Origin of the sequence: Kribbella sancticallisti (assembly GCF_039530625.1) — a bacterium.
Lineage (GTDB): Bacteria > Actinomycetota > Actinomycetes > Propionibacteriales > Kribbellaceae > Kribbella > Kribbella sancticallisti.
Map to the genome: position 1 here is coordinate 116,947 of NZ_BAAAOS010000037.1, position 24,473 is coordinate 141,419.

Consider the following 24,473-nt stretch of genomic DNA (forward strand, 5'->3'; position numbering starts at 1 on the left):
GCCGCTGCTGACGGATATCCGACAGTTCTCCACAACCTTTGTTTTTGTTGCCGGTCGGCGCTCGAACGACGGCACCTTCTAGGCATGGACAACCTTTCCCTGACGCCGGCGCCGGCCGTGCTCCTGGCCACCGCCGACGAGATGCTGCTCGACGACCTGCTCCGCCTCGCCGCGGCCGCGGAGGTGGTTCCGCGGGTGGAGAACGACCTGCTCGGACTACGCCGCAACTGGCAGAGCGCCGCGCTGGTGGTGGTCGGCCAGGACCTGGTCGCGCCACTCGCCCGCACCCAGCCAGTACGGCGTACTGGGGTGCTCCTGGCTGGGGTGGAGCCACGCGACGACGACCTCTATCGGCGGGCGCTGTCCATAGGCGCCGAGGGTGTCTTTCTCCTGCCGGGGGAGGAGGGCGAGCTCGGCGACAAGTTGGCGGACACCCTCGACGGTGGAGTCCGGTCGGCCGTGACACTGGCCTTCGTGGGGGGATGCGGTGGCGGCGGCGCGACCACGCTGGCATCGGCGGTCGCGGTGACAGGAAGTCGGCGTGGCTTGCGAACGATGCTGATCGACGGGGATCCACTCGGCGGCGGGATCGACCTCGCGCTGGGCAGCGAGACCGGCATCGGGACCCGGTGGCCCGGACTGCTCAATGCCGCCGGGCGGGTCAGTGCTGCCGCCTTGCGATCGGCATTGCCGTTGATCGACGGGTTGGCGGTGCTGTCGTGGGATCGCGGCGACGTGACCGCGTTGCCGCCGGAGGCGATGCGGTCGGTGCTCGGTGCGGCTCAGCGCAGCAGCGATCTGGTGGTGGTCGATCTTCCACGGCGTGCTGATCCGGCTGCCGAGGAGGCGTTCGTTCGGGCGACCGCGACGATGCTGGTCGTTCCACGCGATGTCCGATCTTGTGCCGCGGCGGCGCGGTTGGTGCCACCGCTGCGGGAGGTGGCCGGCGATCTCCGGGTGGTCGCTCGTGAGCCTGGACTGAGTGGGTTGTCGGCGGTGGATGTCGCCGAGTATCTGTCGCTGCCGTTGGCGGCGAAGCTTGGGTTCGAGCGGGATCTGGCGGTTCTGATGGACAAGGGGCGCTTCGATCCCAGGCCTCGCGGACCGCTGGGACGGGCCGCCTCGGAGCTGCTCGATCTGTTCGGGCTTTACGGATTGATGGCGGCATGAACGTGTCCACCGAGCTGCTCGAACGGGTGCGAGGGGTGCTTGCCGCGCAGGGGTCCGAGCCGACGCCCGCTCGGGTCGCTGCCGCGCTGCGGGCAGACGGTGGCGTCTTCGGCGACTCGACGGTGCTCGCTGTAGTGGCCGCCTTGCGCCGGGAGGCGATGGGTGCGGGACCACTCGACGGCTTGCTGTCGGAGCCAGGCATCACCGACATCTTGGTGAACGGGCCGAACGAGGTCTATGTCGATCGCGGCTCCGGGCTCGAACGGGCCTTTGTTCGCACCGGTGACGAACAAGCCGTGCGCCGTTTGGCGACCCGCCTCGCCGCTACCGCTGGTCGCCGGCTGGACGACGCCACCCCTTATGTGGATGTCCGGCTGGCTGACGGGACGCGGTTCCACGCAGTACTGGCTCCGGTTGCTGGTCCGGGCACTTGCCTTTCCCTGCGAGTTCCTTCGCGCAAGGTGTTCGGGCTAGAGGACCTGGTGGCCGCCGGTTCCCTGTCCATCGGCGGAGCCTCCGTACTGCGTGATCTGCTCGACGCGCGACTCGCCTTCCTGATCAGCGGAGGCACTGGCACGGGCAAGACCACCTTGCTCAGCTCGCTGCTGTCCCTGGTGGACTCGACGGAGCGCCTCGTCCTGGTGGAGGACGCGAGCGAGCTCAGGCCGGACCACCCGCACGTAGTACGGCTTGAGGCGCGGCCGCCCAATGTCGAAGGCAGCGGCGAGATCACAATGCGAGACCTGGTCCGCCAAGCCCTCCGCATGCGCCCAGACCGCCTGGTAGTCGGCGAAGTCCGCGGCGCCGAAGTGGTCGATCTCCTCAGCGCTTTGAATACGGGCCACGAAGGTGGCTGCGGCACAGTCCACGCCAACTCCGCCGCAGATGTCCCCGCCCGCCTAGAAGCTCTAGGCGCTCTAGCCGGCCTCTCCCGCGAGGCCCTTCACAGCCAAATGTCCTCCGCCCTACATGCAGTAATCCACCTAGTCCGCGGCCCCGACGGCCTACGCCGAGTCTCCGAAATCCGCACCCTCACGCGCCTCCCCACCGGCCACTGCGCCACCACCCCAGCCGTAGAACTAACCCCCTCCGGCCAAGTAACCCTCCACGAAGGCGCCACCCGCTTCACCCGCCTCCTATCCGGCGCCGCCTGATGCCCGCTCTAGCCGGACTCCTCGCATTCCTCGCCGTCCTCCTCATCACCCCACGCCACACCCGCGGCTACCACCGCCTACAAGCCGCTTCCACCAACCCGGCAGCAAATCCAACCGCGCAGCGGGGTCTTAACCGGGCCGGCGACCGACGACGTCTACTGGCGATCGGCAGCGCCGACCTCACTCGATCAGCCCGCCGTCGCCTCAGCGCACTCGCAGCAATACTTGCCCTGGGCATCTTGATCGCCTGGCTCGACCCATCAACCCTCATCCTCACAATGGCCGCGGCAGCCGTCCTAGCCCTGATCACCCACCAACGCTCCATCGCCCGCCGCACCCGTGCCGCCACCACCCGCCGCACAGCAGTAATAGAAGCCTGCGACGTCCTATCAGCAGAGCTAACAGCCGGCCGCCCACCCACCGAAGCCCTCGAAGGCGCAACCACCGCCTGCCCCGACCTCCAAATAGCCTCAGCCGCAGCCAGACTCGGCGGCGACGTCCCCGCCGCCCTCGAGCTCGCAGCAGAATCCCCAGGCTCCGAGGGCCTCAAATCCCTGGCCGCCGCCTGGCGTGTAGCCGAGGAATCCGGCGCCGCCTTCGCCACCATCACCGAACGCCTGGCCGAATCCCTCCGAGCCGACGAATCCATCCGCCGCCAGATCACCTCAACCCTGGCCGGCCCACGCGCCACAGCCCGCCTCCTGGCCGTCCTTCCCCTCTTCGGCACCTTCATCGGCTACGCGATCGGCGCCAACCCCCTGACCTTCCTCCTTCACACCCCACCCGGCTGGCTATGCCTGGCCCTCGGGCTACTCCTCACCATCACCGGTCTGCACTGGACCAACACCCAATCCAAACCACCCTGGGAAGCCCGCGATGCCTGACCCAACTCTCCTCGCGCCTGCTTTCGCGCCTGCTTTCGCGCCTGCTCTCGGGCCTGCTCTCGGGCCCGCTCTCGCGGCAGCCGTCACAGCAGCCCTCGCCGTCGCACTCCTCACCCCAGGCCGCCCAGGCCCACGCCGCCTAGCCAAACGCCGAACGCTCATCCCCGCCCGATGGTCCCTCCCCGCCAAGACAATCCCACCAGCCACGCGCCGCCTCCACCGCGCAGCCGCGGCCATAACCTCAGCCGGCGCTCTTCTCTTACTAGGCATCCCGCTAGGCATACTCCCCGCCACAGCCGCCCTCGTCGCGATCCCCATCGCACTCAGCCGCCTAGAACCAGCCTCAGTACGCCGACGCTCAGCGCGAATCCTCGCCGACCTCCCACTGGCGATCGATCTACTAGCCGCCTGCCTCCGCGCAGGCCGCCCACCCCAAGCAGCCATCAGCGTCGTCGCCAAAGCCATTGGAGGCCCACTCGCCGCGCTCCTCCTGGAAGTCGAGCACCGCCTAAGACTCGGCACCGACCCCATCGACGCCTGGTCCGCCCTGACCACCGAGCCGGCCTGCGCCCCATTCGCACGAGCAGTCCAACGAGCCCTCAAATCCGGAGCCCCACTGGCCAAGACCCTCGAACACCAGGCCCACGACACCCGTCAGTCCCGCCGCTGGTCCGCCGAAGAACACGCCAGAGCGGTCGAAACCCGCTCAGTGATCCCGCTCGGCCTGTGCTTCCTCCCCGCCTTCATCCTGCTGGGAATCGCCCCGACCATCGCCAGCTCCCTGACCGGCTTCCTCACCCTCTTAGGTTGAGGCCTGCTCTCTGAGCCCCTCCAGCACCGGAGCAACACTGGTAGCCAGAAACTGCGTCACCCGATACTCACAAACCCCGGCCACAGAGAAGGGATCCTCCGCCACCAGCTTCTCAATCGCCTCCCGGTCCTGCCCAAGAGCAAGGATCACGCCACCATCCCGCGGCTCCTTCCGCCCCGACGCGACGAACACCCCTGCCTCGTACTGCGTTTTCACCCACCCCATGTGCTCCTCGAGCAACGGCTGAACCCGCTCCAGCGGCACGGTGTACGTCAACTCCAAAACAAACATGCCCCAACGCTAAGCCACCACGAAGTAGCCTGCCGCCGGCAGCGCATCCGCAACACCGACCTCAGCGCGCCCGGCGAGCTCGACGCCGCGGCGGGCGCCGACGCGGTTCAGTCCGCGGCGGCTAGCAGCGACTCGGCTACTGCGGTGCGTGCGTAGAGGACCAGGCGGCCGACGCGGTGAGCACTGACTAGACCTCCTGCCTTGAGCGCGCCCAGGTGCTGCGACACTCCACCAGCCGTCAAACCTGTACGCGCAGCCAACTCGGTGGTCGAGCGAGGCGTGTCCAGTTGCATCAGCAGCTCAGCCCGCGACCGCCCGAGTACTGCGGTGACGCCGGCTGACGTGGTCTTCTTCGGATTGCTCCACAGAGTGGCGACTCCGCGTGCCGGGTAGGTCAAGGTCGGCTGCCACGGCGGGATCGTGCTCGAGTAGACCGTCGGCCAGACGAAGGCCGACGGCGTCATCAGCAACCCCTCGCCCGCCAGGTTCCGCACGCCTTTGAAGCGCCGGTGCTTGATATATAGAGACCCATCACGCCAGCGCACGGAGTCGGCCAGATCCTCGAAGAGTCCTGCCTGCCCTGCCTGTCCCAGCCTCCGGCCGCGGTAGAGAAGGTCGCCTTCGAGCAGCGCCCGGATTCGTCCCCAGTGCGGAGCCAGCGCCAACTCCCAGTAGGTCTGCAGCTGCCCGACGAGCTTCTCGATTCCGACCCCTGGATCCTCGTACAGCTCGACGATCGACTCGGTCGGCAGATCCTCAGGGCGTGCAGGCCGCAGCCGATGCGGAAGCGCGGCTTCCTCCAACGACCCGATCGGATGAGTACGCGCGTAGGCCAGCACGTCCAGGTCGGCACGAATCTGCTCCGCGGGCACCCGCCGCAAAGCGCTCAGATCCGTCGCCAGGTCCGGCACGGGAGTTTGCGGCGGTGGAGTGAGGAAGTCAGCGACGTACCAGACGCCTGGATCGACCAGATCGAACAGCAGATCCAGGTCGACCCCGGCCCGGGCGATCCGCTCGCCGGCGCCCGCGGCCCAAGCCCGGTGGAACGTCTGCGAACGCGGCGTCTTCAGCAACCGGATGCTCGCGACGGCCTCCCACAACGGCGACACGGCCAGCCGCGTACGAGCCAGATCCTCCACCGTGAAGGTAATCCTCAGCATCCGACCTCCGCCTCGCGCCCGAGGGAATCCCGAGCAGCCGATGGCGCACGCCGGGCAACTGCAACGGCGACTAGGCCGTCGGACTTGTCGCGACAGCCGCGAACTTGGCGGCGCCGCTCCTCATCCCTTGAACCTGTCGATTTAGCTCAGCCTAAATCATTTCAAGGCGTGTGGCGGATCCCTCGACCATGCGCAGTACGGGCCGTCGGTTGCGGCCTCGATGCGGAGGAGATGTGGGATGGAATTGCAGACGACGCTGAAGATCGGCGAGTTCGAGGTGCACCGGCTGGGGTTCGGCGCAATGAGGCTGACCGGGTTCCGTCCGGCGCGGGATCGGTCGGAGGCGATTCGGATCGCCCGTCGGGCGGTCGAGTTGGGCGTGACGTTCATCGACACCGCCGACGCCTACGGGAATGGCGCCAACGAGGACCTGCTCGCCGAGGCCCTCCATCCGTACGTCGACGGGCTGCTGATCGCCACAAAGGTCGGGCGCACTCGACCTTCCCCCAGCGAGTGGACGCCGCTCGGGCGACCGGAGTACCTCCGCCAGGCGGCCGAGTTGTCGCTGCGGCGGCTGAAGGTGGAGCGGATCGATCTGCTGCAGTTGCACCGGATCGACCCGACCGTTCCGTTCGCGGATCAACTGGGCGCGCTGGCGCAGTTGCAGGCGGAGGGGAAGGTTCGGCACCTCGGCCTGTCGGAAGTGACGGTGGAGCAGTTGGAGGAGGCGCGGCGGGTCATCGAGGTCGTCAGCGTGCAGAACCGGTACAACCTGACCGATCGCGACCACGACCCGGTGCTCGACTATTGCTCACGGCAAGGAATCGCCTTCGTTCCCTGGCTGCCGATCGCGGACGGCGATCATGCGCAGTCGCGGCTGCTGGCGGAGATCGCCGCAGAGCTCTCGGCCACACCGACGCAGGTTTCACTGGCCTGGCTGCTCCATCGGTCTCCTGTCGTTGTGCCGATTCCCGGTACCAAGTCGGAGGTTCACCTGAAGGAGAATGTGGACTCGGCGCGCCTGCGGCTGTCCGCGGACCAGCTCTCGCGCTTGAACGCCGCGAGTCGGAACGGCTAGTTGTCCCCAGCTTGGAAACTCCTTTTCTGCAAGGGCTCTGACGACGGCACCTTGTCAGTAAGTCGATCCGGAGCAGCCGGATCGCAGAGCAGGAGGTCCCGACATGTCCAAGGCGCTGGTAGTAGCTCGCCGCTTCCGCAAGCACTCCGAACGCGGCGCCGCGAGCGCGGAGTACGCCGTCACGATGGTCGCGGCCTGCGGCTTCGCCGGCATCCTGATCGCGCTGCTGAAGTCCAGCGCGATGATGTCCTTGCTCAAGGCAATCATCAACTTCGCCCTCAAGGCCGCCGGTGTGGACGGCGTCCAGATCTGACCACCGGTTCATCCTCGCCCGGCCGCGGCGCTTCCCCTCGCCGCCGCGGCCGGCGAGCCGTCTGGCAAGGAGTCAGAGATGCGATTCCGTTCCACGAAGCCGAACGAAGCTGGTGCCGTGACCGCTGAGGTCGCGATCGTCCTGCCGATGCTGCTGGCGGTGGTTCTGCTGGCTGTGTGGGCGGTCGGAGCCGTCATCACCAACCTCCGCTGCATCGACGCGGCCCGGGACACCGCTCGCGCGGTTGCCAGAGGTGAGCCGCCTGCTGCCGCCCGCCGCATCGGCGAACGCAGCGCGCCCCCCGACGCCGCGATCAAGATCAGCCCTGAAGGTGAGGACATCCACGTAGTCGTGACCGCGACCATCGACTGGCCACTTCTCGACGTTCTCCCGAGCTTTGCCACAACGGCGAACGCCACAGTCCAGGTCGAACCGGGGACTCTCGATGCCGGCTAGCGCCCCGAGTCCGCCGCCGGGCCAGCGGCGGAAGCGGCGCTCGAGCTGGTTGCGGAGGTCGCGGACGTGGCCGAGCCCGATGCTGCGTGGGGAGCGGGGATCAGGAACTCTGCTCGCGATTGGAGTGGTGCTGGGGGTGCTGAGTGTTGCTGTGGTTGGCATGTTGTGGGCAGCTGTGTTGGTAGCGCATCACCGGGTGGATGCTGCTGCTGACTTGGTGGCGCTCAGTGCGGCTCACGCGTTGCAGTCGGGTGAAGGGGATGCGTGTGAGACGGCGGAGCGGATTGCTGGGGTGCATGCGGTTGGGCTGACTGGATGTCGTGTGGAAAGGGAGGTGGTGTCGGTCGTCGTGGAAGTGGAGCTCGGGTTGGGGGTGCTCGGCGCGCCGAGGGTGACTGCTGATGCGCGGGCGGGGCCGCTGGGAGGAGACTGACGAAGTGGCAGCTGACGAGACTGACGGTGTGGCGGGTGGCGAGCGGCAGTTGATAGTTGTTGATGCGGCGAATGTCGTTGGTTCGCGGCCGGATGGGTGGTGGCGTGATCGGGCTGGTGCTGCGCGGCGGCTGCTGGGGAAGTTGACGATGCTGCCTGATCGGTTGGATGAGCCAGGTGATGTCGTCGTCATCCTCGAAGGGGCGGCTCGGGCAGCCGTTGATGGTGAGGATGATCCCGAGTTTGCCGACCTGAGGGTGGTGCTGGCGGGAGGCTCTGGGGACGACACGATCGTCGAGGTCGTCGCAGAGGCGGTTGCGGCCGACAACAACCGAAGAGTCATCGTCGTCACCGCCGACCGCGGGCTACGAGACCGAGTAGAAGCCCACGGCGCCACCACAGTCGGCCCCCGCTGGCTCCTCGACCGCGTCGACTCCTGACCTCCCTCCGTCGGCGATCTCTCCGCCCGATTCAGTACGACTACCCGACCCGACGCCCGACCCGGGACCCCCGACCCCAAACCCCGGACCTCCGACCCCGGCCCCCGCGGCGTGCACGTCGCCAGCAGGGTGATGTCCGCTGGCGGCGTTGGTAGTCGGTCAGTCGAGGAGCCAGCCGTTGTGTTCGGCTATTTGGATGGCGTCGGCTCGGGTGCGGGCGCCGGTTTTGCCGATGGCGGACCAGAGGCGGGTGCGGACCACGCGTTCGGAGACGTCGAGCTTGCGCGCCATCAGGGCGACGGAACCACCTTCGCGGGCGGCGCGGAGGGTTTCGGTTTCGCCGTCGTCGAGTGGGGTGTCGGCGTACTGGAGGGTCTCGGCGGCCAGGTTCGCGTCGACCACTCGCAGGCCGAGGTGGACGCGGCGTACGGCGTCGGCTAGCTGGGGTGCGGGGCTGCCTATGAGGGCGAAGCCTTTCGCGCCGGCTTCGAGGCCGCGGCGGAGGTGGCCGGGGCGGCCGAAGGTGGTCAGCATGACGACCCGGCACTCCGGGATCGAGCTGCGCAGTTGGGTGGTCACGCTGATGCTGTTGTAGCCGGGGCCGGCCGTGTCGAGCAGGGCAACGTTCGCACGGTGCCGTTTCGCGGCGCCCACCACATCGTCGGTGCGGTTCAGTTCGGCGACGACCTCGAGGTCCTGTTCTCGTTCCAGACCGCTTCTGAGGACGCCTCGACTGAGGATCTGGTCGTCGACCAGCAGCAGCCGGATGGGGTCGGGCAAACGAGCCTCCGGGGTGACCGTCCCGGGCGCTGGGGAAGTGCGTCCGGGAGGAGATGAGCAGGACTTCGGTTCCAGATCATGGAGCGGGGAAAGCAGCCTCGTCCAGATCAACGCGGTATCTCTATCAGATTGCGACCAGATCGCGACCGTTCGACCCGCTACTCCCAGCCGAGCAGCAGACAGTCCCCAGCAAGTTGGCCGCTGAGGTGGACCTCGGGGGCGGCGGCGGTGCTGGGTTGCTGTCCAGCGGCGGGCGTGGCGCCGGCGCGCTCGGCCTGCGCACCCGAGCTATATGGCGAGGGAGAGAAAGTGATTGGTGGGCGAGAGGAGAGCAACTGGCGAGAGTTGGGCCGGCAGTTGGTGGGAGAAGGCTAGCTGGTGAGAGCGGGGCCAGCTGGTGGGCGAGAGGGAGCCTCAGTTCGTGAGGGAAAGGAAGTGGTTGGTGTGGGTGATGAGGGCGTGGCCGGTCTCGGGTGGGGCCGGGAGGACCTCGTACGGCGAGCGGATGGCGTGGCGGGTGCCGTCGGGGGAGAGGAGGAGGGTGTTGGGGGCGTCGAGGACGACGAGTTCGTTGTCGTTGCGTAGGACAACGGGTGCGTTGTAGCCGGCGGAGATCGCGGTGCGGCCGGCGGCCAGGCCTTCCATGACCGCGGCGGGGAGTTCGTCGGGGCCTTCGGCGGAGGCGTCGATGGCGATCCAGGTGGTGGGCGTGCCGGGGAGGGTGAGCGACGACGGGTTGTGCCAGTCGCTGCCACCGATCGGTGTTGTCGTGCCCAGGCCCCACGCCTGCCACCACGCGACCGGACCGCCCCAGCTGTGGTCGAGCCAGGACGAGTGCCAGACCTCGGCGAGCGGCGGGTGCTCGGGCAGCGGGTGGCGCCACGAGCAGTCGCCGCCGAGCGGGTGGTTGATCGACAGCAAGCCGCCACGGCGCGAGACCTCGGTGACCCAGGTGGACGCCGGGCGGCGGAAGTCGATCACCCCGATCTCGCCGAAGGCGTTCGCATGGCCGGTGTCCGTCGTCACCTCCTGGCCGGGAATCAGCCCGATCCCGAACTGCTTGCTCAGTCCCGGCAGTTCGAGATGATGCGCCTCGGTGTTGTGGTCGGTGATCGCCATGACGTCGAGCCCGGCCGACACCCCGAGCGCCGCGAGGTTGGCGATCGGAGTAGACCCGTCGGAGTGCAGCGAGTGCGCGTGGAAGTCACCGGCAACCCAGCGAAGCCCGTCCGCGGCCGGAAGCGCTCGCCGCGGCGGCCGAGCCGGTACTGCGATCGCTGCCGTCGCCGCGGCGTACTCGTCCAGCCCGGGGATCACCGACACCGGCCCGGTGACAGCCTCGACCACCAGTTCGACACCTTCGACAGGCACCCGATGCAAGCCGATCACGACGAACCACGTCCCCGGCTCGAGCTCACCCGCGAGGTAGCCAGGCGTCGCAGCAGAAGGCGTGATCGCGAACGACCGCCGAGCCCCACCGGACCAGCCGCGCCAGCCCTCGGCGCCCTCGCACCCGAGATCGATCACGGCACCTTCGACCGCAGGCACCGTCAACGTGACGGACAGCCCAGCACACGAAGGCGGGATGTCCACCGGCAGCGAATGCCAGACCGACTCGGCCCGGTCGTCAAGAGTCCACCGCTGCCGGTAGCTCGTGACCGCCATCAGGCGACGACGGAAGGCTGCCGGGCCAGCAGTTCGCCGGACTCCTTGTCGTACAGCAGAACGCGCTGCTCGCTGGCAGTGAGGGCGACCGGCGTACCCGGCTTCGGCTCGTCCTCCTCCGGCACCGTGACCCCGATCAGCTCACCATCGCACTCGACGCTGACCAGTGACTGGGTGCCGAGGTTCTCCGTCACCACAACCGAGCCGCGGATCGCCGGTCCGGACACGTCGCCGTTCGAGAGAGTCAGGTACTCCGGCCGCACGCCGACCGTCACCTCGGCACCGGCAGGCACCGAACCGGTAGCCGCAGGCAACGACCCACCCGCCAACGACACGGCCCCACCATCGGACACCACACCCGGCAGCAGATTCATCGGGGTGGAGCCGATGAAGTTCGCCACGAAGATGTTCGACGGTCGCGCGAAGACCTCGCGCGGACTGCCGAGCTGGCGGAGCTTGCCGGACTGCATCACCGCGATCCGGTCGGCCAGCGCCAAAGCTTCGGCCTGGTCGTGCGTGACGAAGACGGTGGTGATCCCCAGATCCCGCTGCAGCTTCTTGAGGAACGTGCGAGCCTCGAGCCGCAACCGCGCGTCCAGGTTCGACAGCGGCTCGTCAAGGAGCAGCACCTTGCCCTCGGAGGCGATCGCCCGGGCCAGCGCGACCCGCTGCTGCTGACCGCCGGAGAGCTGCCCGGGCCGGCGCTCGAGCAACCCCTGCAGCGAGAGTTCACCCGCAGTACGTTCGGCCGTGGAGGCACGCGTGGCCGCGGCGACCCGCCGTACCTTCAAGGGGTAGGTGATGTTCTCCGCCACCGACATGTGGGGGAACAAGGCGTAGTCCTGGAAGACCATCGCCACGCCGCGCTTGCCGGGTTCGAGCCGGGTCACGTCGGCGGAGTCGATCCGTACCGTGCCCTCGCTCGCGTTCTCCAGGCCCGCGATCGTGCGCAGCAGTGTGGTCTTGCCGCAACCGGACGGACCCAGCAGGGCGAAGAACTCGCCGTCGGCCACGCTCAGGTCCAGCCCGTCGACGGCGCGGACGCCGTTCGGGTAGACGGTCGCCAGGCCTTCGATGTCGATGCCCGCCATCAGCTCTTGATCCCTCCGTGGAAGCGGAACCCATACCGCGAGTTCACCAACAGGTACAGCACGACGACCGGGATCGAGAACAGCAGCGAGAAGACCGGGATCACCGAGAGGTTGGCGCTGCCGCCCTCGTCGGTGAAGGTCTGCAGCAGCACCGCGCCCGGCTGCTTGTCGATCGACCGGATCAGCAGGAAGGGCACCAGGAAGTTGCCCCAGGAGTTCACGAAGGCCCAGACCAGGATGGTGGCCAGGCCGGGCCGCGCCACCGGCAGCACGACGTCCCGCAGGATCTGCAGGGTCGAGGCACCGAAGACGCGGGCCGACTCCTCGTACGACTTCGGCACCGCGTCGACGAAGTCCTTCAGGATGAAGATGGCTGCCGGCAACAACCCGCCGGTCATCACCAGCGCGACGCCGAACCGCGAGTCGATCAGCCCGAGCTGGAACATCATCACGAAGATCGGCACCATCGCCGCCGTCCCGGTGACCACCGACGACAGCAGCAACAGCCCGTACAACAGCGCGTCGCGGCCGGGGATGCGGACCCGCGACAGCGCGTAGCTGGCCAGCGCGGCGAAGGCCGTCACGGCCACCGCGGTGGTGACGCAGATCAGCAGCGAGTTGATCATCGAGTGCATCGCGTACGGGTGCGACAGCGTCTTGCGGAAGTTCTCCAGCGTCCAGTCCGGCCAGCCCACGCCGAGGCCCGGCGAGGCGTCGAACGGCGCCGACGCGATCCAGAGCATCGGGACCGCGAAGAACAGCGTGATCGCGCAGATCAGCACGTAGAAGCCGATCCGCCGTACTACGTAAGCCGGCGTCACGAGCGCCTCCTCAGCAGCCGCAGGTAGAGCAGTGCGACCAGCAGGTTCGCGATCAGCAGCAGGAACGAGATCGCCGACGAGTAGCCGAGCTCACCACCCTGCAGGGCGACGTTGTAGATGTAGACCGGCACGGTCTCTGACTCGTGGTTCGGCCCGCCCTTGGTGAGCAGGAACGGCGAGAAGTCGTTCGCGGTCCACAGCGAGATCAGCAGCGTGTTGGTCAGCACGTGCCCGCGGATGTGCGGGAACACCACGTCACGCAGCGTCTGCCAGCCCGACGCCCCGACCATCCGGGCCGACTCGAGCTGCGACGGCGGCACCGCCTGCAGCGCGGACGAGTAGAGCATCATCGAGAACGCCGTACCCCGCCAGGTGTTGAACAGGATCAGGCAGACCATCGGGTAGTCGATCAGCCAGGCCGTGCCCTGCGTCCCGAGGATGCTGTTCAGTGTGCCGGTGTCCCGGTCGAAGAACGCGATCCACAGGTACGCGACCACGGTGGACGGCAGGATCCAGGCCAGCAGCACCAGGCCCTCGACCGTACGGCGTACTGCCGGGCGGGCGCGGCGCATCGTCCAGGCCAGCGCGAAGCCGAGGATGTTCTGCCCGATGATGGCCGAGCCGAGCACGAACAGCATCGTGAGCCAGAGCGCGTTGTGGAACAGCGCGTCATTGAGGGCCTTGGTGTAGTTCGCGAGTCCGACGATCGACGGGGACACGGCCTCGACACCGGTGAGCCGGTAGTTCGTGATGCCGATGTAGATCGTCCAGATCGCCGGGAAGACCAGGAAGGCCCCGATCAGCAGCAGGGCCGGCGCCAGGAAGCCGACGGCCCGGGTGACCCCGAGCCCCGCCACGTCCTGGGCCGGACCACGCACCCGCGCCGGCTGCACCGGCGCGGGCCCTGTCGTGGTCGCCATCAGTTGCTGGTGACCTTGTCCTTGCTGCCGGCGGCAGCCTCGACGGCCGTCTGGTAGGCCTTGGCCGCGGCGTCGGTGGTCTTGCCGCCGACCACGTCGGCGGTGGCCTGCTGCAGCGCGGCCGAGATCTTCGGGTACTCCGCGGCGCCCGGCCGGTACTGCGTGATCGGCAGCACCTTGGTGGCGACGAAGTTCAGCATCGGGTCGCTGGCCAGTACCTCGGCGTTGACGTCGGTGCGCTGGGTGATCTTGGCGGCGCCGTTCAGCGAGGCCTTCACCATCTCGGCGGAGTTCATGAACTGCAGCAGTTCCCAGGCCTGCTGCGGGAACTTGGTGTTCGGGTTGATCGCGACCGCGCCACCACCCGACATCGAGACGAAGTCCTGGCCCTCGATCCCGCCGCCCGGCTTGCTCGCCGGGATCAGCGCGTAGCCGACCGCGGTGTCGCGGTCCGCCATCTTGGCGACGCCGGCCTTGGGCTCCACCACGCTGCGCCAGAAGTAGTCGCCCTCGAGCAGGATGCCGATCTTGTTCGCGGCGAACTCGGCGAAGGACTTGTCCCGGCCCTTGGCCTCACGCTGCAGGATCGGGTCGCCGAGGCCACTGCCGTAGATCTGCTTGTAGAAGTCGAGCACCTGGCGGATCTGGGTGCTGTTGCCGAGCCACTTGTCGTCGGTCTTGATGGCCGCGCCGGTGCCGACCAGCAGCGGCAGCACGCCCTGCATCGTGGTCGCCTCGCCCATCGCGGTACCGGCGTTGATCTGGATCGGCTTGACGCCCGGCAGTTGCTGCTTCAGGGTCTGGGCGGCGGTGATGATCTCGTCCCACGACTTCGGCTGCCACTCGGCCGGCAACCCGGCCTGCTCGAACAGCTTCTTGTTGTAGTAGAGCACCCGGCCGTCCGTGCCACCCGGTACGCCGTACCGCTTGCCGTCGAACATGCCGAGTTGCTGGACGGAGTCCGGGATCTGCTTCCAGCCGTCCCAGTCGTCCACCTTGCCGTTGTCGCCGACGGTCTCGCCGAGCGGCCGGAGGTACCCGGCCTGGGCGAACTCGCCGACCCAGATGCCGTCCACGTTGATCAGGTCCGGGCCGGTCTTGTTCGACAGGCCCAGCGCCAGCTTCTGCTTGTAGACCTCGTCGTCGGATCCGTCGCCCTGGAAGGTCACGGTGACGTCGACGCCCTTGGCCTTCTGGTCCGCGACGAACTTCGGGATCAGCACGTTCTCGGTGAACTCGGCGCCGGCGGCGTTCTTGCCGCCCTTGACCGAGTTGGCGCCGATCACCAGTTCGACCTTCTTGGCGTCGGCGTTGCGGTTCGCGTCCTGGTCCCCGGACCCGGAGTCCGACGAGCCGAGGCAGCCGGTCAGCAAGACGGTGGCGGCCACGCCGAGAACGGCCGGCCGGGACAAGCGCGAGATTCGTCGCATCAGGGGGCTCCTTGCGGGGTCAGTGCAGCCAGTGCCGGTCCACCTTGGCACTCGGCGCCGACTATGTGAAGACTTTTCAACGGTGGACAAGAAAACGTTGTCAATTTCCTACCAAGCCTCCGCGGTCCGTCGCGGGTTCGTCCGCCGGGTTGTCCCTGGTTGCCTTCGGCTACTTCCCACAAACCCCTGGGTGGCGTCAATTCGGTACCAGGCGGGACGCGTTGCGGAAAAGTTAAAGCTGACTCGCGGTTATGTCACAAAGAGTAGTGGAGTAGATACATGTCGTGAGACGCCGAGGTAGCGTCAGTGCCGATCGGATCACTGGATCGGAGGTGACGCACATGCTCGGCGACCTTCTCGGTGACCTTCTCGGTCACTGCCACCACTACTGGCACTGCTGGCACCACTGCTGGTGGTAAAGGTCCGGCGGTGATCGGCGACCTCCGCTGACGCGCAAGCAGCGGACGTCACGCCCTCACCAACTCGAACCGAAAGGAAGGGGCCGGTCCCGACGATGTCGGGACCGGCCCTCCTCGTGGGGAGATCCTCCGTGATCAGCGCCGGGCCAGCTCCATCATCTGCTTCGGCAGCGTGGTGATCTGGGCCGGAACCGGGTTCTTCGCCCGGACCAGATCGAACAGGCTCGACGCGGCGTTCGCGATCGGCAGCGGCAGGGCCAGGCCCAGTGCTGCCAGCAGAGCGTTCACGAGTGCCAGTACCGCGCCGAGGATGTCCAGGCCCGGCAGCGGAAGTCCCGCCCAGCCCTGGTACGCCGCTCCGTTGGCCGGCTGGTTGCCGGTCGGCTGAGCCTGCTTCTCCTTGCCCTTGCCGAGCAGTGAGCTGAGCGCCATCCCGTTCGCCGCGTTGACGAACGAGCCGGCCCCCTGGTCGTAGTTCCACTTCTGTCCGTCGCCGTCACGGCAGGGCAGCACCAGGACCGGAGCGTTCGCCGGCGTCCTGACCAGATCCGCGCCGGTGTCCAGGCAGGCGCCGGTCTGGGCCAGGGCGCCACCGACGCTCTTGCTCATCGCCACCTGCAGTTGGCCCTTGTCGGTCAGGAACCACTCCTGGGTCTTGCCCTCCTTGCCCGGAGCGCAGGCCATCATCACCGCCATCGGGACCTTGTTGGACGTGACGAAGGTGAGGCAGTAGCGCGTGTCGGCGCGGTTGGCGATCTGCTTCACCACGCCGACCTCGACGCCTGGCTGGTCGGCCGGTGCCGGTGCCGCCGCTTCCGCCGGGATCGCGGTGGCCAGGGCGACGCTGACGGCGAGTACTGCCACGCCGGTGCGACTCAACAATCTACGGATGATCAAGACAACCTCCAGAGGTCGTGCCATCTCGCGGCGTCAGGTCGTCGGGACCCCGCGGCGAGAGTGGTCGACCGCTGCCGGCGACCGCGACGTGGCCCCTGCGCGTGGGGCCTGGGTGCGGGTCGTTCCCCCGTGAAGGGGTGGTGTGGCCGGAAGGGCGACGGTGACTCAACGCGACGTTGACGCCACGACCAGTAATGCACAGGAGGCGTGGCGGCGGTAATCAAGAATCGAAGGAACTTGATGCCAATGGCAACTAACTGCCAGGGAAATATTGTTGCACAGGGCATCGAAATCGGGTTGTGAGATCACCGTGGCGCGGCTGAGCGGCGGCTGCGCCCAGATCGAGATACTGCGAGGGATTGCCGGCGGAACAGCCTTCCCGGGAAGCGTCTTGCCGCGTCCCGGGAAGGTGAGGGTGATTCAGTGCGGCTGCTTGTGATCGGTGCCATCGGCAACGGTGTGCCGATCGTCGGCCAGTCGCTCACCGGCTGGGCGGTCGGTGGCCAGGCGGTCGCCGGCCTGCAGATCGACGGTCCTGCTGTCGCCGTCGTCCACCTCGGTCGCGGCGTGCTTTCCAGTGCTGTGCTCCGGTGTGGTGTCGACCTCGTCGCCGGTGCGGGGATCGGTGCTGAGGTCACGGCCGGTGTCGCGGTCGGTGTCCGTGGCCGGGGCGGCCGAGACCTGCTGGCGGAGTTCCTTGACCTCCTTGTGCCGGCGGTAGCCGCGGGCGAGTCCCTTCTTCGTCAGCCACAACCCGACCATCAGGGCAGCTCCCGCGGCGGCGCCGAGGAAGAACACGGTCGGCACGATGACGCCGAAGTCGACGCCGAAGACCGACATCGTGGCCGACTCACCGGACGAGACGGAGACCCCCAGGCCGAAGAGGACGGCGAGAACGATCAGAACGATTCCGAGGACCATCATGATTGCTGCCTTTCTTCCAGCAGCCGGTGGCGCTGGAGCGTTCAGGCCTCGCTACTTAGTAGCGTTCAGGCCTCACTACCTAGTAGCGCGGTGAGCAGCGCTACTGCGCCGCTCTTGTCGAGTGGGTTGTTCCCGTTCCCACATTTGGGTGACTGTACGCACGACGGGCACCCTTCCATGCACTCACAGTGTGCGATCGCCTCCCGGGTCGCGGTCAACCACTCGCGCGCCGCCGCGTAACCGTGTTCGGCGAATCCGGCCCCGCCGGGGTGCCCGTCGTAGACGAAAACGGTGAGCCGGCCGGTGTCGGCGTGCCTGGCGGTGGAGACTCCGCCGATGTCCCAGCGGTCGCAGGTGGCGAACAGCGGCAGCAGGCCGATCGACGCGTGCTCGGCGGCGTGTGCCGCTCCCGGTACGTCGTCCAGCCCGAGCCCGGCGACGACGGAGTCCGGCATGGTCCACCAGACCGCCTTCGTCCGCAGTGTGCGTTCGGGCAGATCCAGCGGCTGCTCGTCCAGGACGTCGCCGGTGACGAGTTGCTTGCGCTGGAACGAGATCACCTGGTTCGTCACCTTGACCCAGCCGCGGGACAGTTCGGCCGAGCCCCAGGCGGTGGTGTTCTCGGTCGCCAGGATGCTGATCTCGGTGACGTCGCGCGCGAAGGTCGTGTAGTCCGGCGAGGCGGGCTCGACGATGGCGGCGTGGTTCTCCAGGTCGAGCGAGCGGACCAGGTACGACTCGCCGGCATGCACGTAGACGGCACCGGCGTGCACGCTCGCATGGGACGAACCGCCGTCGACCGTGCCGAGGAGCCGCCCGGTCTGGTCCTCGACGATCTGCACGGTCTTGCCGCCGGCCGAGCGGATGTCGATCGCGTCGACGGCCCGGTCGCGTCGGGTCCAGAACCAGCCGTGCGGCCGTTCCCGGAGCAGGCCCTGCCGGACGAGTTGCTGGATTACGTTCTCGGTGGTGGCACCGAAGATCTCGTAGTCGGCCGGCGTCAGGGGGAGCTCCTGCGCGGCGGCGCACAGTTGCGGACCGAGGACGTAGGGGTTCTCCGGGTTGAACACAGTCGCCTCGACCGGCCGCCCGAAGATCGCGGCCGGGTGCCGCACCAGATAGGTGTCCAGCGGGTCGTCGCGAGCGACCAGTAGTGCCAAGGCGTCTCCACCAGAACGCCCGGCCCGCCCCGCCTGCTGCCAGAGCGAGGCGCGAGTCCCGGGCCAGCCCGACAGCAGTACTGCGTCCAGCCCGGCGATGTCGATCCCCAGCTCCAGGGCGTTGGTGGCGGCGACTCCGGTCAGCTCGCCGCTCTGCAACATCCCCTCGAGCCGTCGCCGCTCCTCCGGGAGATAGCCGGCCCGGTACGCCGAAACCTGCTCGGCCAGCGCCGGATCCACCTCGGCCAGGTTCTCCCGGGCCGTCATCGCGACGCTCTCCGCGCCCCGCCTTGACCTGACAAAGGCGACAGTACGGACGCCCGACACCACCAGGTCGGTCAGCAAGTCGGCCACCTCAGCCGGGGCGGACCGGCGTACGGGGGCTCCGTTCTCGCCGTGGAGGGAGGTCAGGGGAGGTTCCCACAGGCCGAAGGAGATGCCCCCTCGCGGTGAGCCGTCCTGAGTGACCTCCACCATCGGCAGGCCGGTCAGTCGTTCCCCGGAGACAGCGGGCTCCGCCACGGTCGCCGACGCGCACACGAAGATCGGATGAGCTCCGTACTGCGCGCAAACCCGCCGCAGCCGACGCAGTACTCCGGCGACATGTGCGCCGAACACCCCGCGGTAGTGGTGGCACTCGTCGACCACGACGTACTGCAGACACCCCAGGAACCTGGCCCAGCGCTGGTGGTTCGGCAGGACGGACCGGTGCAGCATGTCCGGGTTGCTCAGGATGTAGGTCGCGTAGTCCCGGGCCCAGTCGCGTTCGGTCCGCTCGGAGTCGCCGTCGAGCGTGGTCGGCCGCAACCCCGGCACTGTGTAAGCAGAAACCGCTCGGAGTTGGTCGTGAGCCAGCGCCTTGGTCGGCGACAGGTAGAGAACAGAGGCGATCCGCCGCTGCGGTGATGCGGCCTGGGCGACGCTCAGAGTCGCGAAGGCGGGCAAGAGGTAGCCGAGGGACTTCCCGGACGCAGTTCCAGTGGCGACGACAACGTGCTTGCCGCTGTAGGCGGCCTCGGCAGTGGCGACCTGATGGCTCCACGGCGCGGTGATGCCCGCGATCTCCAGCTGGCTGAGCACCTCCGGCGGGACCCAGCGCGGCCAGGCGCCGGTCTGCCCCAGCCGAGGCGGAACAGTCTCGACGTGGGTCAGCCGTTCGGAACGCCCCGGGCCGGCAGCGAGCCGCTTGAGAATCTCCGCCGCCTCACTCATACCCGCGAGACTAGTGAACTCCTAGGACAGGCGGCGCGGCTGGACCAGGCCGGACTCGTAGGCGGTGATCACCAGTTGGGCCCGGTCGCGGGCGTGCAGTTTGGCCAGCAGGTGGCTGATGTGGGTCTTCACCGTGCCGGCGCCCAGGTGGAGGTGGTCGCCGATCTCCAGGTTGGACAGGCCCCGGGCGATCAGCGTCAGCACCTCCCGCTCCCGATCGGTGACACCGGCCAGGTCCCGCTGGGCTTCTGGCCGGGCTCGGGGATCCGGGCGAACTCCGAGATCAGCCGCCGGGTGATCGTCGGCCCGAGCAGGCCGTCACCGGCTGCGACCACCCGGATGGCGTTCAGCAGGTCTTTGGGTCGCGTGTCCTTCAGGAGGAATCCGCTGGCCCCCGCCCGCAGAGCGGCGTACACGGAGGCGTCCAGGTCGAACATGGTGAGGATCAGCACCCGGACGTCGCTCGCGGCGCAGATCTCGCGGGTCGCCTCGATCCCGTCGAGCTGTGGCATCCGGACGTCCATCAGTACGACGTCGGGCTGCTTCGAGCGGGCCAGGTCGATCGCCTCGACCCCATTCGCGGCCTCGCCGACGGTGGTCAGGCCCGGGGTGGTGTCGATCAGCACCCGGAAGCTGCCGCGCAGGAGCGCCTGGTCGTCGGCGACGAGGACCCGGATCGGTTCAGCCATCAGGACATCCCAGCAGATCGGTAGGGCAGCTTGGCCGTCACCTCGAAGCCGCCTGCCGGACCGCGTCCGGCTACCAGCGTTCCGCCGTACAGGCTGACGCGTTCGCGGATGCCGATCAGGCCGTGGCCCTCGGCGGGTGCTGTTGCTGAGGTGTTGGTGCCTTGGTCGGACACCTGGATGAGGACCTCGTGACCGTCGGCGTCCACCACTACCCGACAGCTCGAAGCACCGGAGTGTTTGGCAACGTTGGTCAAGCACTCCTGCACGATTCGGTAGACGGCCAACTCGACCCCTTCGGGCAGCCGATCCGTCCCGCGGACTTGCAGGTCTACCTCCAGTCCCAGACTCCGTACGCGATCCGCCAGTTCAGGCAGGGCAGCCAGGCCTCCAGGCGGCGGTAGAGGTTCATCCCTGAGTAAACCGAGCATGTGCCGCAGTTCGACCAGTGCTTCTCTACTGGTCGTCTCGATGACTCCCAGTGCGTCCGAGACCTCTTCGGGCCGCACCTTGAGGACGTGGTTCGCGACACCTGCCTTCACCGCGATCAGGCCCATGCTGTGCCAACGATGTCATGCAACTCCCGGGCGATCCGGAGCCTTTCGTCGATGACCGCCCGCTGGGCAAGTTGCCGAGCAGCCCGTACTGCGACCGCCCGGCGGTCCTGGACGACCTTGCCGAGCATCCACGTCATGAAGAGCCCGGTGACACCGGTCAGAGCCAGGCTGACCTCGCTGGTCCACAGGTTGGTGGAGGCGGGAGTGCCCAACGCCGCCAGGAAGAGCAGGGCCGCGCCGACGACGCCCGCAGTACCCAACAAACGTTTGGTAGTCGGCGATCCGCTCGTCAACGCGACGACGTACAGGCAGTACGAAGCAGCGAGCAGCGGATCCCGCAGTACCCCCAGTACTACGGCCAGCAGCGAAAGGCCGGCCACGAACGCCAGAGCAGATCTGGGCCAGACTCGTCGGACAGCCGCGGCCGCTGCCATCCCGACGACCAACAGCCAGGCCCAGTTCGGAGTACTGGCGTCGGCCGCCGTGCTGATACCGACGAGGACGGCATAGACCGCGGCGACCAGGCAGTCGAGCGCGATCAGGTGCCGGCGATCGAGTGGCCGGCCCAGTCCGGAAGTGTCCTGCACCGGTCGAACCTAGCCGCAGGACACACTGTCGGCATCCGACCGTGCTCCGTCATCCTCAGGGTCATCCCCGGGGCAGAGCGTGCACGCGCGGATGCGGACCGCGTGTGCAGATGCGGATGCACGCATCACTTTGACCAGGTGGCTCGACGCGGGATGCGGCGGAATGAAAGAGTTTTCGCACACGGCCCTACTCACGGTCCGTACATGGTTGAATGCAACAGTTCACGGGATCGGAGGCCGAAGTGGATCTGTCGCTGGCGACGCGCGCGGAGGGCGTGCGCACTGTCGTCGAGGTGGGCGGGGAGATCGACGTGTACTCCGCGCCGAGGCTTCGCGAGAAGATCGCCGAGTTGGTCGAGGCGGGGCAGTACGAGCTCGTCATCGACCTGGAAAAGGTGGAGTTCCTGGACTCCACCGGCCTCGGCGTGCTGGTCGGCGGACTCAAACGGGTGCGGACCCACGACGGCTCGCTGTCGCTGGTCTGTACCCAGGAGAGATTGCTGAAGATCTTCCGGATCACCGGCCTGACCAAGGTCTTCGATATCCATCCCGATGTCGCCTCGGCCATCTGAGGCGGTAGCGGGGCCGATCGCGGGTCGACCGAAAAGGTAGTCCGGTGATCACTGACGGTGAACCACTTGCCGTCAGGCCCGGGTATGGCATAGACCACCCTGTCGTCAGGTCTGGTCGGATACCCGTTAGAGTGACCCACCGCGTCAGGCCATTGGCGCTGTGTCGTAATTCTCAACCCTTCGGTTGCGGCAGTACGGGGGCCGTTCAGCCCTGAGGGTTGCCAACAAGGAGGACGGATGTCCGGGCTGCTTGCTGTACAAGCGGTGGATCTTTCGTCGAGCAACACCACGCTGGTCATCGTCGTCGGAGTGATCGCGATCTTCGCGGTCGCCATCGCGATGGTGTTCCGCGGTCAGGTGCTTGCCGCGAACGATGGCACCGAGAACATGAAGACCATCGCTTTGGCGGTGCAGGAAGGCGCTTCGGCCTATCTGTCCCGGCAGTTCAAGACGCTGTCGGTCTTCGCCGTGGTGGCGTTCCTGCTGCTGTTCCTGTTGCCGGTGCACGGTGACGGCAACGAGACCACACTGAAGATCTTCCGCTCGATCTTCTTCCTGGTCGGCGCGGGCTTCTCCGCCAGCATCGGCTACCTGGGCATGTGGCTCGCGACCCGGGCCAACGTCCGCGTCGCCGCCGCCGCCCGGGACGAGGGACGTGAGCCCGCCATGCGGGTCGCGTTCCGTACCGGTGGAACGGTCGGGATGGCGACGGTGGGCCTCGGCCTGTTCGGCGCGGCCCTGGTGGTGCTGCTCTTCAAGGGCGACGCCCCGACGGTGCTCGAGGGCTTCGGCTTCGGTGCCGCCGTGCTCGCCATGTTCATGCGTGTCGGTGGCGGTATCTTCACCAAGGCCGCCGACGTCGGCGCCGACCTGGTCGGCAAGGTCGAGCAGAACATCCCCGAGGACGACCCCCGCAACGCGGCGACCATCGCCGACAACGTGGGCGACAACGTCGGTGACTGCGCCGGTATGGCCGCGGACCTGTTCGAGTCCTACGCCGTGATGCTGGTCGCCTCGCTGATCCTGGGCAAGGCGGCCTTCGGCGAGCAGGGCCTGGTCTTCCCGCTGATCGTGCCGGCCATCGGCGCCGTCACCGCGGTGATCGGTGTCTACCTCACAAAGCCGCGCGCCGGCGAGAACGGTCTGCGCACGATCAACCGGGCCTTCTACCTCTCCGCGCTGATCTCGGCGGTGCTGTGTACGGTCGCGGCCTTCGTCTACCTGCCGAGCAGCTTCGGCGGCCTGACGGGTGTCACCGAGGCGATCGCCGCCAACGACGGCGACCCCCGGGTCATCGCCACCGTCTCGGTCATCATCGGCATCGTGCTGGCAGCGGTCATCCTGGCGCTGACCGGCTACTTCACCGGTACCGAGGACAAGCCGGTCCAGGACGTCGGCAGGACGTCGCTGACCGGTGCCGCGACCGTGATCCTGTCGGGTATCTCGGTCGGCTTCGAGTCCGCCGTCTACACCGCGCTGGTGATCGCCGCCGCCGTGTACGGCGCCTTCCTGGTCGGTGGTTCCGGTGTGGTCGCGCTGTTCGCGATCGCGCTGGCCGGTTGTGGTCTGCTCACCACCGTCGGCGTCATCGTCGCGATGGACACCTTCGGTCCGGTCTCCGACAACGCGCAGGGCATCGCCGAGATGTCCGGCGACGTGGACGGCGAAGCGGCCCAGATCCTGACCGAGCTGGACGCCGTCGGCAACACCACCAAGGCGATCACCAAGGGCATCGCGATCGCCACCGCGGTGCTCGCGGCGACCGCGCTGTTCGGCTCGTACACCGACTCGATCTACGCGGTCCTCAACGACGCCGGCGACGCCGCGTTCAACGTGGACGCGCTGGTGTTCGACCCGTCGACGCTGGTCGGCCTCATCATCGGTGCCGCTGTCGTCTTCATGTTCTCCGGACTGCTGATCAACGCCGTCGGCCGCGCCGCCGGTGCGGTCGTCTACGAGGTTCGTCGCCAGTTCCGCGACATCCCCGGGATCATGGAAGGCACCGGCAAGCCGGAGTACGGCAAGGTCGTCGACATCTGCACCCGCGACTCGCTGCGTGAGCTGGCCACTCCTGGTCTGCTCGCGATCGCGGCCCCGATCGCCGTCGGCTTCGGCCTCGGCGCCTCGGCGCTGGCCGGCTACCTGGCCGGCGCGATCGCCAGCGGCACCCTGATGGCCGTCTTCCTGGCCAACTCCGGTGGCGCCTGGGACAACGCGAAGAAGCTGGTCGAGGACGGCAACCACGGCGGCAAGGGCTCGCCGGCACACGAGGCCACCATCATCGGTGACACCGTGGGCGACCCGTTCAAGGACACCGCCGGTCCGGCCATCAACCCGCTGATCAAGGTGATGAACCTGGTCTCCGTGCTGATCGCTCCGGCCGTCGTCGGGATGTCCAGCATCGGCGAGGACACCAACACCCCGCTGCGGATCATCATCGCGGTCGTCGCGGTGCTGATCATCGTCGCGGCCGTGGTGGTCTCGAAGCGCCGGGAGTCGGTCATCTCCGACACCCCGGCCGAGGTGAACACCGCCGCCTAGCAACACCGAACACCCCGATTGG

Annotated in this window: 24 protein-coding genes and 1 pseudogene; 11 read left to right on the top strand and 14 right to left on the bottom strand. The window is 67.9% G+C overall.

Annotated features, from left to right (window positions below):
* The first annotated feature begins 84 nt into the window (after window positions 1–84).
* The 4 genes from ssd to ABD255_RS25565 are packed head-to-tail and all read left to right on the top strand — an operon-like array spanning window position 85 to window position 4,019.
* Complete coding sequence (gene ssd / locus ABD255_RS25550) at window positions 85–1,170, top strand: septum site-determining protein Ssd (RefSeq protein ID WP_344218216.1); 1,086 nt, start codon at window positions 85–87, stop codon at window positions 1,168–1,170.
* Window positions 1,167–2,324 (top strand): TadA family conjugal transfer-associated ATPase, encoded by a 1,158-nt coding sequence (locus tag ABD255_RS25555; RefSeq protein ID WP_344218218.1) that lies wholly within the window; start codon window positions 1,167–1,169, stop codon window positions 2,322–2,324. Before ssd ends, ABD255_RS25555 begins: the two co-directional genes overlap by 4 nt.
* Entirely contained in the window at window positions 2,324–3,208 is an 885-nt protein-coding gene (locus ABD255_RS25560; RefSeq protein ID WP_344218220.1) for a type II secretion system F family protein, read from the top strand. Before ABD255_RS25555 ends, ABD255_RS25560 begins: the two co-directional genes overlap by 1 nt.
* On the top strand, window positions 3,201–4,019 hold the full coding sequence (locus ABD255_RS25565; RefSeq protein WP_344218222.1) for a type II secretion system F family protein: 819 nt from the start codon (window positions 3,201–3,203) through the stop codon (window positions 4,017–4,019). The genes ABD255_RS25560 and ABD255_RS25565 overlap by 8 nt, the downstream gene beginning before the upstream one ends.
* On the opposite strand, the gene ABD255_RS25570 is transcribed toward ABD255_RS25565, so the two are convergent.
* The gene (locus tag ABD255_RS25570; RefSeq protein WP_344218224.1) at window positions 4,011–4,310 is read right to left on the bottom strand and encodes a YciI family protein; all 300 of its coding nucleotides are present in this window, start codon (window positions 4,308–4,310) and stop codon (window positions 4,011–4,013) included. The two genes, ABD255_RS25565 and ABD255_RS25570, sit on opposite strands and share 9 nt — an antisense overlap.
* A gap of 107 nt (window positions 4,311–4,417) precedes the next feature.
* Window positions 4,418–5,470 (bottom strand): DUF5937 family protein, encoded by a 1,053-nt coding sequence (locus ABD255_RS25575; protein WP_344218226.1) that lies wholly within the window; start codon window positions 5,468–5,470, stop codon window positions 4,418–4,420.
* A 238-nt stretch (window positions 5,471–5,708) separates the two neighbouring features.
* Here ABD255_RS25575 and ABD255_RS25580 point away from each other — a divergent pair, with 238 nt between their 5' ends.
* The 5 genes from ABD255_RS25580 (at window position 5,709) to ABD255_RS25595 (ending at window position 8,189) form a co-directional block, all read left to right on the top strand.
* Window positions 5,709–6,548: an aldo/keto reductase gene (locus tag ABD255_RS25580; protein ID WP_344218228.1), complete on the top strand. Its 840-nt coding sequence runs from the start codon at window positions 5,709–5,711 to the stop codon at window positions 6,546–6,548.
* A 103-nt stretch (window positions 6,549–6,651) separates the two neighbouring features.
* Window positions 6,652–6,861, top strand: coding sequence for a DUF4244 domain-containing protein (locus ABD255_RS25585; RefSeq protein WP_344218230.1), 210 nt, complete (start codon window positions 6,652–6,654; stop codon window positions 6,859–6,861).
* Between the two features lie 78 nt (window positions 6,862–6,939).
* Window positions 6,940–7,317, top strand: coding sequence for a TadE family type IV pilus minor pilin (locus ABD255_RS25590; RefSeq protein WP_344218232.1), 378 nt, complete (start codon window positions 6,940–6,942; stop codon window positions 7,315–7,317).
* Between the two features lie 79 nt (window positions 7,318–7,396).
* Window positions 7,397–7,750 carry an Rv3654c family TadE-like protein gene (locus ABD255_RS43860; RefSeq protein ID WP_425554522.1) on the top strand — a complete coding sequence of 118 codons (354 nt, stop codon included), beginning with the start codon at window positions 7,397–7,399 and terminating at the stop codon, window positions 7,748–7,750.
* A complete protein-coding gene (locus ABD255_RS25595) occupies window positions 7,719–8,189 on the top strand; it encodes a hypothetical protein (protein WP_344218234.1) in 471 nt (156 codons plus the stop codon). Before ABD255_RS43860 ends, ABD255_RS25595 begins: the two co-directional genes overlap by 32 nt.
* A 159-nt stretch (window positions 8,190–8,348) precedes the next feature.
* On the opposite strand, the gene ABD255_RS25600 is transcribed toward ABD255_RS25595, so the two are convergent.
* The 12 genes and pseudogenes from ABD255_RS25600 to ABD255_RS25655 form a co-directional block, all read right to left on the bottom strand.
* Window positions 8,349–8,969, bottom strand: coding sequence for a response regulator (locus ABD255_RS25600; RefSeq protein ID WP_344218236.1), 621 nt, complete (start codon window positions 8,967–8,969; stop codon window positions 8,349–8,351).
* 414 nt (window positions 8,970–9,383) lie between these two features.
* Window positions 9,384–10,634 (bottom strand): CehA/McbA family metallohydrolase, encoded by a 1,251-nt coding sequence (locus ABD255_RS25605; protein WP_344218238.1) that lies wholly within the window; start codon window positions 10,632–10,634, stop codon window positions 9,384–9,386.
* Complete coding sequence (locus ABD255_RS25610; RefSeq protein ID WP_344218240.1) at window positions 10,634–11,725, bottom strand: ABC transporter ATP-binding protein; 1,092 nt, start codon at window positions 11,723–11,725, stop codon at window positions 10,634–10,636. Before ABD255_RS25610 ends, ABD255_RS25605 begins: the two co-directional genes overlap by 1 nt.
* Window positions 11,725–12,546, bottom strand: coding sequence for a carbohydrate ABC transporter permease (locus ABD255_RS25615; protein WP_344218242.1), 822 nt, complete (start codon window positions 12,544–12,546; stop codon window positions 11,725–11,727). The genes ABD255_RS25610 and ABD255_RS25615 overlap by 1 nt, the downstream gene beginning before the upstream one ends.
* Window positions 12,543–13,466: a carbohydrate ABC transporter permease gene (locus ABD255_RS25620; protein WP_344218244.1), complete on the bottom strand. Its 924-nt coding sequence runs from the start codon at window positions 13,464–13,466 to the stop codon at window positions 12,543–12,545. Before ABD255_RS25620 ends, ABD255_RS25615 begins: the two co-directional genes overlap by 4 nt.
* The gene (locus tag ABD255_RS25625; RefSeq protein ID WP_344218246.1) at window positions 13,466–14,896 is read right to left on the bottom strand and encodes an extracellular solute-binding protein; all 1,431 of its coding nucleotides are present in this window, start codon (window positions 14,894–14,896) and stop codon (window positions 13,466–13,468) included. The genes ABD255_RS25620 and ABD255_RS25625 overlap by 1 nt, the downstream gene beginning before the upstream one ends.
* A gap of 554 nt (window positions 14,897–15,450) precedes the next feature.
* Window positions 15,451–16,212, bottom strand: a complete 762-nt coding sequence (locus ABD255_RS25630; RefSeq protein ID WP_344218248.1) for a ricin-type beta-trefoil lectin domain protein — start codon at window positions 16,210–16,212, stop codon at window positions 15,451–15,453.
* A gap of 420 nt (window positions 16,213–16,632) precedes the next feature.
* Window positions 16,633–17,136, bottom strand: coding sequence for a hypothetical protein (locus ABD255_RS25635; protein ID WP_344218250.1), 504 nt, complete (start codon window positions 17,134–17,136; stop codon window positions 16,633–16,635).
* Window positions 17,137–17,201: 65 nt separating this feature from the next.
* On the bottom strand, window positions 17,202–19,508 hold the full coding sequence (locus ABD255_RS25640; RefSeq protein WP_344218252.1) for a DEAD/DEAH box helicase: 2,307 nt from the start codon (window positions 19,506–19,508) through the stop codon (window positions 17,202–17,204).
* Between the two features lie 21 nt (window positions 19,509–19,529).
* Window positions 19,530–20,197 (bottom strand): annotated as a pseudogene (locus tag ABD255_RS25645) (response regulator).
* Window positions 20,197–20,751, bottom strand: coding sequence for a sensor histidine kinase (locus ABD255_RS25650; RefSeq protein WP_344218254.1), 555 nt, complete (start codon window positions 20,749–20,751; stop codon window positions 20,197–20,199). Before ABD255_RS25650 ends, ABD255_RS25645 begins: the two are co-directional and overlap by 1 nt.
* Window positions 20,742–21,338: a DUF7134 domain-containing protein gene (locus tag ABD255_RS25655; RefSeq protein ID WP_344218256.1), complete on the bottom strand. Its 597-nt coding sequence runs from the start codon at window positions 21,336–21,338 to the stop codon at window positions 20,742–20,744. Before ABD255_RS25655 ends, ABD255_RS25650 begins: the two co-directional genes overlap by 10 nt.
* 212 nt (window positions 21,339–21,550) lie before the next feature.
* Between ABD255_RS25655 and ABD255_RS25660 the strand changes: the two genes are divergently transcribed.
* Window positions 21,551–21,910, top strand: a complete 360-nt coding sequence (locus tag ABD255_RS25660; RefSeq protein WP_425554523.1) for an STAS domain-containing protein — start codon at window positions 21,551–21,553, stop codon at window positions 21,908–21,910.
* 237 nt (window positions 21,911–22,147) lie between these two features.
* Window positions 22,148–24,451 carry a sodium-translocating pyrophosphatase gene (locus ABD255_RS25665; protein WP_344218257.1) on the top strand — a complete coding sequence of 768 codons (2,304 nt, stop codon included), beginning with the start codon at window positions 22,148–22,150 and terminating at the stop codon, window positions 24,449–24,451.
* Window positions 24,452–24,473 lie beyond the last annotated feature (22 nt).